This is a genomic window from Nocardia sp. NPDC087230 (genome assembly GCF_044744725.1).
GTDB lineage: Bacteria > Actinomycetota > Actinomycetes > Mycobacteriales > Mycobacteriaceae > Nocardia > Nocardia canadensis.
Genome location: NZ_JBIUYV010000007.1, coordinates 31,725 through 44,815 on the forward strand (window position 1 = coordinate 31,725; position 13,091 = coordinate 44,815).

General features: G+C 68.5%; 14 protein-coding genes and 1 tRNA gene. 9 read left to right on the plus strand and 6 right to left on the minus strand.

Annotated elements, in window-relative coordinates; translation table 11 throughout:
* Positions 1–49 precede the first annotated feature (49 nt).
* The gene (locus ACIO52_RS23105) at positions 50–745 is read left to right on the plus strand and encodes a DUF6597 domain-containing transcriptional factor (RefSeq protein WP_402646650.1); all 696 of its coding nucleotides are present in this window, start codon (positions 50–52) and stop codon (positions 743–745) included.
* Positions 746–868: 123 nt separating this feature from the next.
* Positions 869–1,357 (plus strand): NUDIX hydrolase, encoded by a 489-nt coding sequence (locus ACIO52_RS23110; RefSeq protein WP_402646653.1) that lies wholly within the window; start codon positions 869–871, stop codon positions 1,355–1,357.
* On the opposite strand, the gene ACIO52_RS23115 is transcribed toward ACIO52_RS23110, so the two are convergent.
* The 4 genes from ACIO52_RS23115 to ACIO52_RS23130 form a co-directional block, all read right to left on the minus strand.
* The gene (locus ACIO52_RS23115; RefSeq protein ID WP_316575793.1) at positions 1,333–1,731 is read right to left on the minus strand and encodes a VOC family protein; all 399 of its coding nucleotides are present in this window, start codon (positions 1,729–1,731) and stop codon (positions 1,333–1,335) included. The genes ACIO52_RS23110 and ACIO52_RS23115 overlap by 25 nt on opposite strands.
* A gap of 65 nt (positions 1,732–1,796) precedes the next feature.
* On the minus strand, positions 1,797–2,210 hold the full coding sequence (locus ACIO52_RS23120; RefSeq protein WP_218717608.1) for a heat-shock protein HtpX: 414 nt from the start codon (positions 2,208–2,210) through the stop codon (positions 1,797–1,799).
* 131 nt (positions 2,211–2,341) lie between these two features.
* The gene (locus ACIO52_RS23125) at positions 2,342–3,643 is read right to left on the minus strand and encodes a D-arabinono-1,4-lactone oxidase (protein ID WP_316575792.1); all 1,302 of its coding nucleotides are present in this window, start codon (positions 3,641–3,643) and stop codon (positions 2,342–2,344) included.
* A 60-nt stretch (positions 3,644–3,703) separates the two neighbouring features.
* Positions 3,704–4,381 (minus strand): helix-turn-helix domain-containing protein, encoded by a 678-nt coding sequence (locus tag ACIO52_RS23130; RefSeq protein WP_316575791.1) that lies wholly within the window; start codon positions 4,379–4,381, stop codon positions 3,704–3,706.
* A gap of 132 nt (positions 4,382–4,513) precedes the next feature.
* Between ACIO52_RS23130 and ACIO52_RS23135 the strand changes: the two genes are divergently transcribed.
* From ACIO52_RS23135 to ACIO52_RS23165, 7 genes are all read left to right on the plus strand, one after another.
* Positions 4,514–6,013 (plus strand): MFS transporter, encoded by a 1,500-nt coding sequence (locus ACIO52_RS23135; RefSeq protein ID WP_218717605.1) that lies wholly within the window; start codon positions 4,514–4,516, stop codon positions 6,011–6,013.
* Positions 6,014–6,219: 206 nt separating this feature from the next.
* Complete coding sequence (crcB, locus tag ACIO52_RS23140) at positions 6,220–6,633, plus strand: fluoride efflux transporter CrcB (RefSeq protein ID WP_218717604.1); 414 nt, start codon at positions 6,220–6,222, stop codon at positions 6,631–6,633.
* 63 nt (positions 6,634–6,696) lie between these two features.
* Positions 6,697–7,059 carry a CrcB family protein gene (locus ACIO52_RS23145; protein WP_218717603.1) on the plus strand — a complete coding sequence of 121 codons (363 nt, stop codon included), beginning with the start codon at positions 6,697–6,699 and terminating at the stop codon, positions 7,057–7,059.
* Positions 7,060–7,106: 47 nt separating this feature from the next.
* Positions 7,107–8,744, plus strand: a complete 1,638-nt coding sequence (pgm, locus tag ACIO52_RS23150) for a phosphoglucomutase (alpha-D-glucose-1,6-bisphosphate-dependent) (protein WP_218717602.1) — start codon at positions 7,107–7,109, stop codon at positions 8,742–8,744.
* Entirely contained in the window at positions 8,741–10,075 is a 1,335-nt protein-coding gene (locus tag ACIO52_RS23155) for an MFS transporter (RefSeq protein ID WP_402646660.1), read from the plus strand. The genes pgm and ACIO52_RS23155 overlap by 4 nt, the downstream gene beginning before the upstream one ends.
* 70 nt (positions 10,076–10,145) lie before the next feature.
* On the plus strand, positions 10,146–10,886 hold the full coding sequence (locus ACIO52_RS23160) for a DsbA family protein (protein ID WP_402646663.1): 741 nt from the start codon (positions 10,146–10,148) through the stop codon (positions 10,884–10,886).
* Positions 10,887–11,068: 182 nt separating this feature from the next.
* Positions 11,069–11,141, plus strand: a tRNA-Ala gene (locus ACIO52_RS23165).
* Between the two features lie 1,135 nt (positions 11,142–12,276).
* Here ACIO52_RS23165 and ACIO52_RS23170 read toward each other — a convergent pair.
* Entirely contained in the window at positions 12,277–12,678 is a 402-nt protein-coding gene (locus tag ACIO52_RS23170; protein ID WP_402646666.1) for a hypothetical protein, read from the minus strand.
* Positions 12,645–13,043, minus strand: a complete 399-nt coding sequence (locus ACIO52_RS23175; RefSeq protein ID WP_402646669.1) for a hypothetical protein — start codon at positions 13,041–13,043, stop codon at positions 12,645–12,647. Before ACIO52_RS23175 ends, ACIO52_RS23170 begins: the two co-directional genes overlap by 34 nt.
* Positions 13,044–13,091: the final 48 nt, after the last annotated feature.

The window sequence follows — 13,091 nt, forward strand, 5'->3', positions numbered from 1 at the left end:
CGGGCGCGCGGCGGAGCGGTTCGTCGGTGGCCGGGGTTACCGTCGAAGCGTGACGGAGTACCGGGAACGCGCCGCGCGGCTGGATCGGGCCGTGGTCTGGACGCGCGCGGTGACCGCCCCGAGCGGCCCGGTCACGGTGTTCCCCGACGGCTGCATGGACCTGATCTGGACCGAGGGCACGCTGATGGTGGCCGGTCCGGACAGTCGCGCCGTCCACGTGCCCACCGCCAGGGCCGCGGAGTTCGTCGGTATCCGGTTCGCGCCGGGTATCGCGCCCGCGCTGCTCGGCACTCCCGCCGTCGAACTGCTCGATCGACGGGTCGACCTGGCCGAGCTGTTCCCCGGCCGCCGGGTCCGCACCCTGGTCGACCGGGTGGACAACGCGCCCGACCGCGTTGCGGCCTTGGAATCGATCGCGTTGCGATTCGCCGCCGAGACGGCACCGCCCGATCCGGCCCTCGCCGGGATCGTCGACTCCATCGCCGCGGGCGCGTCGGTGGCGCGGACGGCGGCCGCGGCGGGGATGTCCGCGCGTTTGCTGCACCGGCGCTCACTGGCCGCTTTCGGCTACGGACCCAAGACGCTGGCCCGTATTCTGCGGTTCCAGCGGGCGCTGGCGGCGGTGCGCGCTGGTGTTCCGGCGGCCGAGACCGCCGCGGTCACCGGGTTCGCCGACCAGGCGCATCTGTCCCGGGATGTCCGTGACCTGGCCGGATGTTCAGTTCGCGCGCTGCAGGCGGGGTGATCGCGCCGTCCGCGCCCGGAAAGTCTCATTCGGCAAGGTCGTACCGGCGAGTTACGCTCAGAGGGCACGCCCCGTCGTATGTGCCAGGCAAGTCCGAACCACCGACGAGAGGATGTGAACCCGATGATCGACGTATCCGTGTACTCCACGCTCCGTATCGAGGCCGAAAGAGACGAAGTCCGTCGACTTGTCGTCGGAGCGATCGTCGTCCGCCACAACCGGGTGCTCATCCTCCGCCGCCGACGATCGGATTCGCTGAGCGGTCGCTGGGAACTGCCGAGTGGGGTCGTGGAGCCGGGGGAGTCGCTCGACGACGCGGTGGCGCGCGAGGTCTTCGAGGAGACCGGTCTCGAGGTCACCGGGATCAGTGACTACCTGGGCGAATTCGACTATCTGTCCGGTGGTGGCGCGCGCACCCGCCAGTTCACCTTCGTCGTCGATGTCGCCGCGACCGGGCCGGTGACGCTCGCCGACCACGACACCCACCTGTGGACCAGGCTGACCGGCGAACCACCGGTCAGCGACGAGGTCCGCGAGATCCTGGGCCGCTATCAGCAGCGTCGGCGCGACCCGGGCGGCTGGTCGGCCTATTCGCTGGGCAACGGGGCGTAGAGGTCGATGCCCTGGCCGTCGGGGTCGGCGAGCGTGGCGTAGCGCTGGCCCCAGACGGCGTCCCACGGCGCGAGTTCACCGTGGTAGCCGGCGTCGACGAGTTCGGCCCAGAGCTTGTCGACCTCGGCCGGGTCGGCGCAGCGGAACGCGATGCCGCTGCGGCCGGAGCCGGTCGGCGGCTGCCAGCCGGGAGTGAACGAGGCGATCACCTGTTCGGTGTCCAACGCCAGCCGCAGGCCATTGCCGACGTGGGCCTCGGCGTGGACCTCGGACTCGGCGCCCTCGGGGAACACGAGCCCCAGTTTGCGGTAGAAGGCCACCGAGGCGGCCATATCGGAGACGACGATCGAGACGACATCGAGCTGAGGAGTCATATCCGCAGCGTAGACACGGTCGTGGGGAGTCGTCTTGAACGAATCGGACGTCGCCGCCGACGATCTCAGCGGGCAGGCACCGGCACCAGTTCGGCGATGAGATTGCCGATCAGGATCCGCAGGTGATCGCGAATACTGCGGACCACCTCGATCGGCTGCCCGGCCGGATCGGCGAGCACCCAGTCCCGGTAGCTGATCCCCGGGAAGTACGGACACACCTCGCCGCAGCCCATGGTGACCACCACATCGGACAGGCCGACGGCGTCGTCGGTGAGGGGCTTGGGCCGTTCCCCGGCGATGTCGATGCCGATCTCGGCCATCACCGCGACGGCGGCGGGGTTCAGCGCCGCCGCCGGGTCGCTGCCCGCGGTCCGGACGTCGATCCGGTCGCCCGCCATCGCCCGTAGGAAACCTGCCGCCATCTGCGATCTACCCGCATTGTGGACGCAGACGAACAACACGCTGGGAGTGTGGGCCATGGTCGCCCTTTCGGCGCAGGGGCGAAGTGCTTGTGGCGCTTCGGGTATCGCCGACCATCATTCCATCCGTCACGGTGGGTGTGGGGCCGACCGGCGACACTGTTGTCCGGCGGATGTCCGCCTCGGCCGCGTCAGCTCAGCGGGCCGAGTACCCGGTTCACGTAGTCGTTGGCGAACACGCCGGTGGGATCGAACCGGCGGCGCACCTCGGCGAACCGGTCCCATTCGGGGTAGCGGGTGCGCAGCGTCTCGGCGGTCTGGAAGTGCCGCTTACCCCAGTGCGGCCTGCCCTGGTACCGGTCGAACACCGCTTCGCACGCGCGGAAATACGGTTCCCACACCATGCCCTCGTACTGGTGCACGGCGATGTAGCAGGTCTCGCGTCCGCCGGCGGGGGACAGCAGCGCGTCGTCGGGGGCCACCCAGCGCACCTCGATCGGCATCGGGGTGCCGAATCGCTTGGTCACGTCGAGGATCTCGCCGATCGCGGCCCGCGCGTGCTCGCGCGGGATGGCGTATTCCATCTCGTTGAACTTCACCAGGCGCGGGGTCGCGAAGACGCGGTAGGACCGGTCGATCTTGCGATTGTTGCTGCCCGCCTTGGTCGCGAGCCGGTGGATCGCCGGGACTGTGGCGGGGACCCGTCTGCCCAGTTTGCACATGGTGTCGTACAGATGATTCGAGAGCAGGACGTCGTTGAGCCAGGCGCCCGCCTTGCCGCGCGGCTGCTCGGGCTCGACGCTGCGGTTGCTCGACTTGGTCATCGCCACCTCGGCGTGCGCGAAGGCGAAGAACTCGAAATGATCGCTGCCGTCGGCGAATTCGTCGAGATTCGCGAGCACGTCGGCGATCGGGACCGGTCGCTCGACGAGGTCGAGCACGAACGACGGCTCCAGCTGCAGGGTGACCGCGGTGACGATGCCGAGCGCGCCGATGCTGACCCGCGCCGCGCGCCAGCCGTCGGGATCGGTCTCCTCGTCGAGCTCGACCGTGGTGCCGTCGGCACGCAGGATCTGCACCGAGTGCAGCGCGGCGGAGATATTGCGCAGCTTGGCGCCGGTGCCGTGGGTGCCGGTGGCGGTCGCGCCCGCGATGGTCTGGGTGTCGATATCGCCCAGGTTGGGGAAGGCCAGGCCGTGCGAGTGCAGCAGCGGGCTCGCCGCGTGCAGGGTCAAGCCCGCTTCGACCCGGACGCGGCCGGTGGCGGTGTCGACGTCGAGCACGCGGTCCAGGCCGCCGAGATCGAGCAGGGTGCCGTCGGTGAGCACGGCATCGGTGAACGAATGGCCCGATCCCGCGACGCGCACGGTCCGGCCCGCGGCGGCGGACGCGGTGACGATCTCGGCCAGTTCCTCGACGTCGCGTGGTGCGGCGACGACGGCGGGTGAGCAGCGCTGCTCGCCCGCCCAGTTCACCCAGGTGCTCTTGGTCATGTGTCCAACTGTAGAGGATGGACTGTGACGCGCGCTACTCGTCGCGGGAAGAAGTACTGCTCAGCGGCGTCGGCCGAGGCAGCCGGCCGCCTTGGCGCGCTCGACCTCGTCATCGGTCAGCGGGGCCACGAGCAGCGGCCTGCGCGGTACCGCGTCGGTGCGCACGCCATTGAGGGTGATCGCCATATAGCGCTGCCACACTTCGGAATTCACCGGGCCGGCGAACTCGGCGAAGGCGTTCACCATGTGGATCAGCGCGAAGAAATCGGTGGTGGTGACGTCGGGGTGCACGGCACCCGCGTCGCGGGCGCGATCGATGATCGCGGTGACCGAGGGGCGGATCCGGTCGCGCAGTTCGGCGAAGCGGGCCGGGTCCTCCTCGAGTTCGAGCATCACCTCGCCGAAGCCACGATTGGTCGCCAGGTGCCGGCAGGCGTCCTCGAAGAACTCCACCAGGCCCAGCCATGGATCGGGGTTGTTCATCGCCGCGTCGGCGGCGTCGGCGAAGTCGACCATGTGCTGGTCGAAGACCTCGGCGATCAGTTCCTTCTTGTTCGCGAAGCGCCGGTAGACGGTGCCGACGCCGACGCCGGCGCGCTCGGCGACGTCGTCGAGGGTGATCTCCAGGCCGTGATCGGCGAATAGTTCACGCGCGGCCGCGACGATGCGCGCCTGATTGCGGGCGGCGTCGGCACGCAGTCGGCGGGGCGGTGAGGCGGTCGTGGTGGCGTGATTCACAGGTACATCCTACCAATCGACGGGATTAAGCGGAGGTGGTTTCTCCGTTAATCTGGTAGCTTCGAATGAAGCGGAGGCGGTATCTCCGATTATGCCACTCGCACCGAACCCAGCCGACCTACAAGGGGAGTTATGACCACCACACTCGAGACCGGGACGAAGAGTCCCGCGGCCGCGGACACCGGCCGCCGCGGGTCCCACGCCCTGCGCTGGTGGGTGCTTGCCGTTCTCGGCATCGCCCAGCTGATGGTCGTGCTGGACGCGACGATCGTGAACATCGCCCTGCCCGCGGCCCAGGCCGACCTCGGCTTCGGCGACGGTGACCGGCAGTGGGTCATCACCGGCTACGCCCTGGCCTTCGGCAGCCTCCTGCTGCTCGGCGGCAGGCTCAGCGACCTGTTCGGCCGCCGCAACACCTTCATCATCGGCCTGATCGGCTTCGCGCTGGCCTCGGCCATCGGTGGCGCGGCCACCAGCTTCGAGATGCTCGTCGCGGCCCGTGTCGGCCAGGGTGTCTTCGGCGCGCTGCTCGCCCCCGCCGCACTGTCGCTGCTGACGGTCACCTTCACCGAACCCGGTGAGCGGGCCAAGGCCTTCGGCATCTTCGGCGCGGTCGCCGGTGCCGGCGGCGCCATCGGCCTGCTGCTCGGCGGCGCGCTCACCGAATGGGCGTCGTGGCGCTGGGCGATGTACGTCAACCTGATCTTCGCCGCGGTCGCCCTGGTCGGTGCCGTGCTGTTGCTGGCCAAGCACGTCTCGACCACCCGGCCCAAGCTCGACTGGCCGGGCACGATCGCCGTCACCGCCGCGCTGTTCGGCATCGTCTACGGCTTCTCGCAGGCCGAGACCGAGGGCTGGACCGCGCCGTCGACCCTGGCCTTCCTGATCGGTGGCACCGTGCTGCTGGCCGCGTTCGCCTGGATCGAGACCCGGGTCGCGCATCCGCTGCTGCCGCTGCGCATCGTGGCCGACCGCACTCGTGGTGCGTCCTACCTGACCGTGTTCATCATGGGCATCGGGATGTTCGCGATCTTCCTGTTCCTCACCTACTACATGCAGCTGACCCTGGGCTACTCGCCGATCATGACCGGCGTCGCGTTCCTGCCGATGGTCGCGGGCATGGTGGCCTCCTCGACCACCGCGCCCTCGCTGCTGCTGCCGAAGGTCGGGCCGAAGGTCGTCATCAGCGGCGGCTTCCTGGTCGCCGCGGCGGGCATGCTGTGGCTGACCCGGATCGGTCTCGACACCGGCTACGTCACCCACATCCTGCCCGCGCTGATCCTGCTGGGCCTCGGCCTCGGTGGCGCGATGTCGGTGGCGTTCCAGGGCGCGACCGCCGGTGTGCACCACGACGACGCGGGCGTGGCCTCGGCGATGGTCAACACCAGCCAGCAGGTCGGCGGTTCCATCGGCACCGCGCTGCTGAGCACGATCGCGGCCTCGGCGATGACCGACTACGTGTCCTCGCACCAGCCCGGCCCGCTGACCATGGCGCAGGGCGCGATCGAGAGCTACACCACCAGCTTCTGGTGGGCGACAGCGACGTTCGTGCTGGGCGCGATCGTGATCGGTCTGCTCATGCCGAACACGGTGCCCGCGCCCGCCGAAGGCGAGCCGGTGCTCGCGCACTGACCTGCCGGAAACGCCACGACGGCCCGGACCGAGATCGGTCCGGGCCGTCGTGTTTCGCGTTCCCGGCGGGTGCCGCCGCGTGGGTGCTGGAAGTTTGCCCGAGTCCGCGCTCGCGCCGTCGTTGCGGGCGACCGCCCGTCCGGCTGTCGGTGCTTCTCGATACCATGAGCAACGACCATCATCGGATCGGCAGGGGAGGGCAGCGCATGGCATCGCGGCCCCCGGCGCTCGATCCGGCCGTCCTGGCGGCGATCTCGGTGGGTGGTGGCCTCGGTGCGACCGCGCGTTTCGGCGTCGCGCAGTGGTGGCCGGTCCGGCCGGGGGAGTTCCCGTGGTCGACGCTGGCGGTCAACGTGGTCGGCTGCTTCGCCATCGGTGTGCTGATGGTGACGGTCACCGAACTGTGGGCGGCGCCGAAGCTGGTGCGCCCGTTCCTGGGAATCGGTGTGCTGGGCGGGTTCACGACTTTCTCCACCTTCGCCCTCGAGCTTCGTAGACTGATCGACGCCGGCGCGGCGGCCACGGCGGTGGCCTATCTCGGGCTGTCGATGCTCGCCGGGCTCGGCGCTGTCGTCGTGGCCATGGGCGCGACCAGGTGGGTGGCGGGGCGGACCACATGAATCCGACGACGGAAGGTGCCATCCGATGATCGAGATGTGGGCGCGGGGACGGGGAGGCCGGGCATGACGACGGCACTGGTCCTGGCGGGCGGAATGCTCGGCGCACCGGCGCGTTACCTGGTCGATCGGTCGGTGTCCGCGCGCTTTCCCACTGGGCTGCCGTGGGGCACGCTTGCCGTTAACATTGTCGGTTCGGCGTTGCTCGGCGGTCTGATCGGCGCGAGTGCGGGCAGTACGCTGCTCGCCTTCGCGGGAACCGGCTGCTGTGGTGCGCTGACCACGTTCAGCACGTTCGGTTACGAGACGATCCGTCTGGTGACCGAGGGCGCCTACGTGTATGCCGTGGGCAACGTCGTGATCAGTGTCGCGGCGAGCCTGGCCGCGGTATACGCCGCCGCGTCCCTTACCCAGTGGTTGTGCGCATGATCCTCATGACCAGCCGCGCGCAGCCGACACGGAAGGGAACACCCACCATGGCCCACGATCGCGCCGGACGGCCCGCCCGCCCGACCGACCTGGTGGACATCGCCCACCTGGTCACCGCGTACTACAGCCGGGTGCCCGATCCGGCCGAACCGAGCCAGCAGGTCGTGTTCGGCACCTCGGGACACCGCGGCTCGAGCGAGGATTGCGCGTTCAACGAGGCGCACATCATGGCGATCACCCAGGCGATCGTCGAGTATCGCGCCACCCGCGGGATCACCGGCCCGGTCTACCTGGCGCGCGACACCCACGCGCTGTCGGAGCCGGCCTGGACGACCGCGCTCGAGGTGCTCGCGGGCAACGACGTCACCGCGGTGGTCGACGCGCGCGACCGCTACACCCCGACCCCGGCACTCAGTCACGCTGTGCTGCGCCACAATCGGGGCGGCACCAAGCACCAGGCCGACGGCATCGTGGTCACCCCGTCGCACAACCCGCCGCGCGACGGCGGCTTCAAATACAACCCGCCGCACGGCGGCCCGGCCGACACCAAGGCCACCGACGCCATCGCCGCGCGCGCCAACGAGCTGCTGCGCGGCGGCCTGGCCGAGGTCAAGCGGGTGCCGCTGGTGCAGGCACTGAGCACCCACGTCGAGCGCTACGACTACCTCGACCACTACGTCGCCGACCTGCCGAACGCGTTGAACCTGGACGCGATCCGGGGCGCGGGCATCCGGATGGGCGCCGACCCGATGGGCGGCGCGAGCGTCGACTACTGGGAGGAGATCGGGCAGCGGTTCGATCTCGAACTCGAGGTGGTCAACCCGTTCGTCGACCCGACCTGGCGCTTCATGACCCTCGACAGCGACGGCCAGATCCGGATGGACCCGTCCTCCCGGCACGCGATGGCGGCGCTGGTCGGCATCAAGGACGACTACGACATCTCCACCGGCAACGACGCCGACGCCGACCGGCACGGCATCGTCACCCCCGACGGTGGCCTGATGAACCCCAACCACTTCCTGGCGGTGGCGATCGAATACCTGGTCGCCAACCGGATGTGGTGGGACGCGCTGACCAAGATCGGCAAGACGGTGGTGAGCTCGTCGATGATCGACCGGGTCGTCAATGTGCTCGGCCGCGACGTCTACGAGGTCCCGGTCGGCTTCAAGTGGTTCGTGCCCGGATTGTTCAGCGGCAGCCTGGCGTTCGGCGGTGAGGAGAGCGCGGGCGCGTCGTTCCTGCGGATGGACGGCACCGTGTGGACCACCGACAAGGACGGCATCCTGCTGGCGCTGCTGGCCGCCGAGATCGCCGCCGTCACCGGGCAGACCCCGTCGGCCCGCTACGGCGAGCTCGAGCGCCAGTACGGCAGCCCCGCCTATGCCCGCATCGACGCCGCGGCCACCGGCCCGCAGAAGGCCAAGCTCGCCGCGCTGACCCCGGAGGCCATCACCGGCACCGAGATCGCGGGTGAGGAGATCACCGGCATCCTCACCACCGCGCGCGGCAACGGCGCGTCGCTGGGCGGGCTGAAGGTGACCACCGAGAACGCCTGGTTCGCGGCCCGCCCGTCGGGCACCGAGGACAAGTACAAGATCTACGCCGAGTCCTTCCTCGGCGCCGAGCACCTCACCCAGGTGCAGGCCGCCGCCGAGGAGATGGTGACCCAGGCGCTGAGCGAGTGAGCGCACCCGCCAAGGTCCGGCTACCCGCCGAGATCTGGGTCCTGATCGCGGCGGCGTTCGTCATCGCGCTCGGCTTCGGGCTGGTCGCCCCGGTGCTGCCGCAGTACGCGCGCGAGTTCGGCGTCGGCATCGCGGCGGCCTCGGCGATCGTCAGCGCGTTCGCCCTGATGCGGCTGCTGTTCGCGCCCGCCAGCGGGCGGCTGGTGCAGAAGCTGGGCGAGCGCAGGGTGTACCTGGCGGGCATCCTGATCGTCGCGCTGTCGACGGGTGCGTGCGCGCTGGCGCAGACGTATTGGCAACTGCTGGTGCTGCGTTCGCTCGGCGGCGTCGGCTCGACGATGTTCACGGTGTCGTCGATGGCGCTGATCATCCGGGTGTCCCCGCCCGCCGCGCGCGGCCGGGTCTCCGGGGTGTACTCCACCAGCTTCCTGATCGGCTCGCTGCTCGGTCCGCTGGTCGGCGGCGCGCTGGCCGGGCTCGGGCTGCGCGCGCCCTTCCTGATCTACGCCGCCGCCCTGCTGATCGTGTGCCTCATCGTGTTCCTCGGTCTGCGGGAGTCGCCGGTGCTGGCGGCCGAGGAGAGCGCGGCGGCACCGGCGTTCACCTTCCGGCACGCGTGGTCCGAGCCCGCCTACCGCGCGATCCTGCTGTCGAGTTTCGCCGGTGGCATCGCCGTGTTCGGCGTGCGCATGGCCTTCGTCCCGCTGCTGGTCGTGGAGACCCTGCACCAGGAGTCGGGCATGGCGGGCGTGGCGCTGACGGTGTTCGCGGCGGGCAATGCCGCCGTGCTGTTCGTCGCGGGCCGGCTGTCGGACCGGTTCGGCCGCAAACCGTTCCTGATCGCCGGGTCGGCGATCTGCGCGCTCGGCACCGGCGTGCTCGGGTTCGCGCCGTCGCTGCCCTGGTTCCTGGTGGCCTCGTTCGTGGCCGGGGTCGGGTCCGGCATGTTCAGCCCCGCCCAGCAGGCGGCGTTGGCCGATGTGATCGGGACCCGCTCGCGCGGCGGACCGGTGCTGGCGGCGTTCCAGATGGCGGCGGACCTGGGCACGGTGCTCGGGCCGATCGGGATCGGCTGGATCGCCGAGCACACCTCGTTCGGGGTGGGCATGGCCGTCACCGGCGGTGTGCTCGCGGTCTCGGCGACGGTCTGGGTGCTGACGCCCGAGCCGTCACGCATCCGCCACCCCGAGGACCCGGAGCATTTCGACCACGCCGGCGACGGCCTGGACCCGCAATGCAGCTGTGACGGCTGTCCCGACGGCGTGCCGGTGGTGCGCGCGGGGCTGGTTCCGCTGCGCAAGCCGCTCGACTCCGACACGCCGACCCGATAGATCCCCAGGTCAGCGGCACGATCGACCGCCCCGGCGGCGCGTCGCCGAGCACTCGAGGCATTGTGGACGGGTGAGTAGCGCCGGTTCCCAGCACAATCCCCGTCCCGTTTCCAGCAACACCACCTACGCCTTGGCCGCGGTGGCTGTCGTCGTGATCGGGCTCCTCGTGTTCGCCGCCTTCAAGTGGACCAAGCAGGCGCCCACCGAGGTCCGCAACGCCGGCTACGGTGCCGTGCGCGACGCGGCCGTGCAGGTCACGGCCACGCCGGAGGGTGTCATCCGCCTGGGCAAGCCCGACGCGACGAAGACGATCGATATCTTCGAGGACCCGATCTGCCCCGCCTGCGGCGTCATGGAGACGACCTTCGGGCAGGAACTCGCCCAGAAGATCGACGAGGGCAAGCTGGCGGTGAACTACCACTTCGTGACGTTCCTCGACCCGCAGTCCAAGAGCAAGGACTACTCCACCCGCGCGTTCGCCGCGAATCTCTGTGTCGCCCAGGCCGGTTCGGGCCCCACCTACAGCAAGTTCCACGAGGCGCTGTTCACCACCAAGCAGCCCGAGGAGGGCGGCGACGACCTGAGCAACCCCGCCCTGGCCGCCCTGGCCATCGAATCCGGCGCCCCCGAGTCGGTCGGCCCGTGCATCACCAACGGCACCCAGCTCGACGCCGCCCGCACCGCCGCCAAGAAGAACCTCGACGACCTCGACGCCCGCACCGGCAACAAGGCCGCCACCCCCGCCATCTACGACGGCACCACCAAGATCGACTGGACCGACGCGAACTGGGTCGTGAACCTCGCCCCCTGACACCCCTACGTGAGGTTCGGCACATTCTACTCCGCCCCCACCCTCCCCGCCTCCCACCCACGCCACTCCCGCCCCGCACAGAACCCCACTTTTCCGCCGTCTACCAGCCGATTTGTTGTCGCCGAGATGCATGGTGTAACTTCATTCAGGCAGCAGCGAGAGCGGCTGAAACAAAAGAACACGGGGCTATGGCGCAGCTGGTAGCGCACCACACTGGCAGTGTGGGGGTCAGGGGTTCGAGTCCCCTTAGCTCCACAGAAATAGCAGGTCAGGCCCGGTCATTGACTGGGCCTGACCTGTTTTTCCGGTTCTGGCCCCCGTAAACCCCTCGTTTTGGTTGTGCGCTTGATGGATGCGGCGGGCGGACCGCCGTGGTTCCGATCCGCCGTGATGGGCGACGCGGCCGTAGCGACACTGAGAACCTGTCCGGGGATCTCACTCCGCCGTCCAGTGATAGCTTTTGGTCGCGGGATGGAATTCTTGGGGGTCAAGTTCGCCGCACGGGCTTGCGGTGTCGCCCGCTGGGGACCATAGATTGCGCACCCCGGCCATAGCGGCTGCTGCTGTATTCGCTTCTACACGGGCACAGGTATGCCTGAAGCCTCAGTCGCACTGCCACTGAGGCTTTCGTCGTTCTTAACGTCCATACCCTTCGAGCCCTCGGCAGCCGCTGGGGGCTCTTTTCGTGCCCGAAGGTCCCCGTTGCATTCCTCTGTGCCCGCTGTCGCCGCGCCCGTTCTGGCCGTGGGCCTGTGGCCGCTGCTGATTCTTGTCCTCGCGGAAGACCTTCAACCGCGAACAGATCCCACGTCCCGGCTGTGGAGGTCGGTGGCAGCACCCACTACCTGAGAAATCCTGCGCTCCAGATCGCATGGTCCACTTCCTCCGGGTGAGTCATCACGACCGAGCAGGTCGGGCCGCGGGCGCGAACCTTGGCTGTGGTAAGGGGTCAGCACGGAGCCGACTCTCCTTGGATCGGGCCTGACCTGTCTTGTGTCTGGCCCCGCGTTACCCTCGTTCTGCTTCCCGTCGATACGGCTTGGGCCGTCGGCGGCCCAGAAGTGATCGACCTGGCTGCTTCGGAAGTGGCGGCCACGGGGCAGCTGCCACGGCATTCTGATCCGATGCCGAAGAGCGCGATCGGCTTGCCGATTCAGATGTACCCGGCCGACCTCGGTAATCTCGGATGCTGTCAACACTTTCGTCCGGCTGTTCGTCGATGACGGCAACGATGGTGGTACGGCGCCAAGTTCTGTGGCCAGCGTCTTGGGGAGACTGAGGCCTGATCGCTAAGTCGAGCTCGAGGCTACGACCCGCACGTCGACGCGAGATGCCCGAACCTCGACCTGGCCGAGTGGCACTGCTTCGGCAAGAACTATCTGAAGGGTGGTCATATATCCCCCATCGCAGCCAGAGCTGCACGTGCGGCGGCAACCACTAGCGGCCACTCTGAATCGGCGAGGTATGTGGCATCCGGTGCGTTTCCTAGTCGGCGAATCATGGGGCCGAGCACCTGGTCCAACTCGATCAGTCGGTCGATCTCTGGTCCATCTACGAGCACGGTGCCGATCCTGCTGCGAGGGTCGGGGACCACTACGCAGTCGTCGTACAAGATACTCACGTTTACGTCCAGGTCGTCGTAAAAATTCTCTTGCGGGAATTCGCGATTTATCCAGACTCTCCTTTGATAGTCCGGATCGGCGAATGATGCGAGCGCTTCTATCACGGACCTGCGCATCTCGGGATATCGAACGTTGGTCATGGTTGATCCCAACTCCTCCAAGTCAGCCATTCGCTCAATGGTATATGTGCCATCTCAGGGTTGGTTTTGATGCTCCCGTCGATGGGCTTTCCATCCCGGCCTATTACCTTACCCCCCGATCGGACAATGACGTGGTCCACCTGCTGTGTCGGGTACTGACTGGTGGGGTCCCCCTCGTCGATCCGTATGCCGTTGCCCTGGTTCTTGGGGTCCTCCCAACGATGTCCAACCTTCTTGCTGTTCGGTTTTCCTTCTCCCCACTCGGTCGGGACTTTGTCGATGGCGGACTGCGGGGGGAATGTTAACGGAGCATCGGGTTTTCCGTCATTATCTAGATCCATTTCAGTGATCAATATCGGCAGGTCGGCAATGGTGGTCAGTCCACCTTTCGTCATCACTGCCATGCTGAAGGTGAATCCGCTCAGCGCGATGAGGAATGTATT

Excerpts from the sequence above, each read along its gene's own strand:
- ACIO52_RS23110 (WP_402646653.1), top strand. The coding sequence starts at position 869 with ATGATCGACGTATCCGTGTACTCCACGCTCCGTATCGAGGCCGAAAGA.
- ACIO52_RS23115 (WP_316575793.1), bottom strand. The coding sequence starts at position 1,731 with ATGACTCCTCAGCTCGATGTCGTCTCGATCGTCGTCTCCGATATGGCC.
- ACIO52_RS23120 (WP_218717608.1), bottom strand. The coding sequence starts at position 2,210 with ATGGCCCACACTCCCAGCGTGTTGTTCGTCTGCGTCCACAATGCGGGT.
- ACIO52_RS23125 (WP_316575792.1), bottom strand. The coding sequence starts at position 3,643 with ATGACCAAGAGCACCTGGGTGAACTGGGCGGGCGAGCAGCGCTGCTCA.
- ACIO52_RS23135 (WP_218717605.1), top strand. The coding sequence starts at position 4,514 with ATGACCACCACACTCGAGACCGGGACGAAGAGTCCCGCGGCCGCGGAC.
- crcB (WP_218717604.1), top strand. The coding sequence starts at position 6,220 with ATGGCATCGCGGCCCCCGGCGCTCGATCCGGCCGTCCTGGCGGCGATC.
- ACIO52_RS23145 (WP_218717603.1), top strand. The coding sequence starts at position 6,697 with ATGACGACGGCACTGGTCCTGGCGGGCGGAATGCTCGGCGCACCGGCG.
- pgm (WP_218717602.1), top strand. The coding sequence starts at position 7,107 with ATGGCCCACGATCGCGCCGGACGGCCCGCCCGCCCGACCGACCTGGTG.
- ACIO52_RS23170 (WP_402646666.1), bottom strand. The coding sequence starts at position 12,678 with ATGGCTGACTTGGAGGAGTTGGGATCAACCATGACCAACGTTCGATAT.
- ACIO52_RS23175 (WP_402646669.1), bottom strand. The coding sequence starts at position 13,043 with ATGACGAAAGGTGGACTGACCACCATTGCCGACCTGCCGATATTGATC.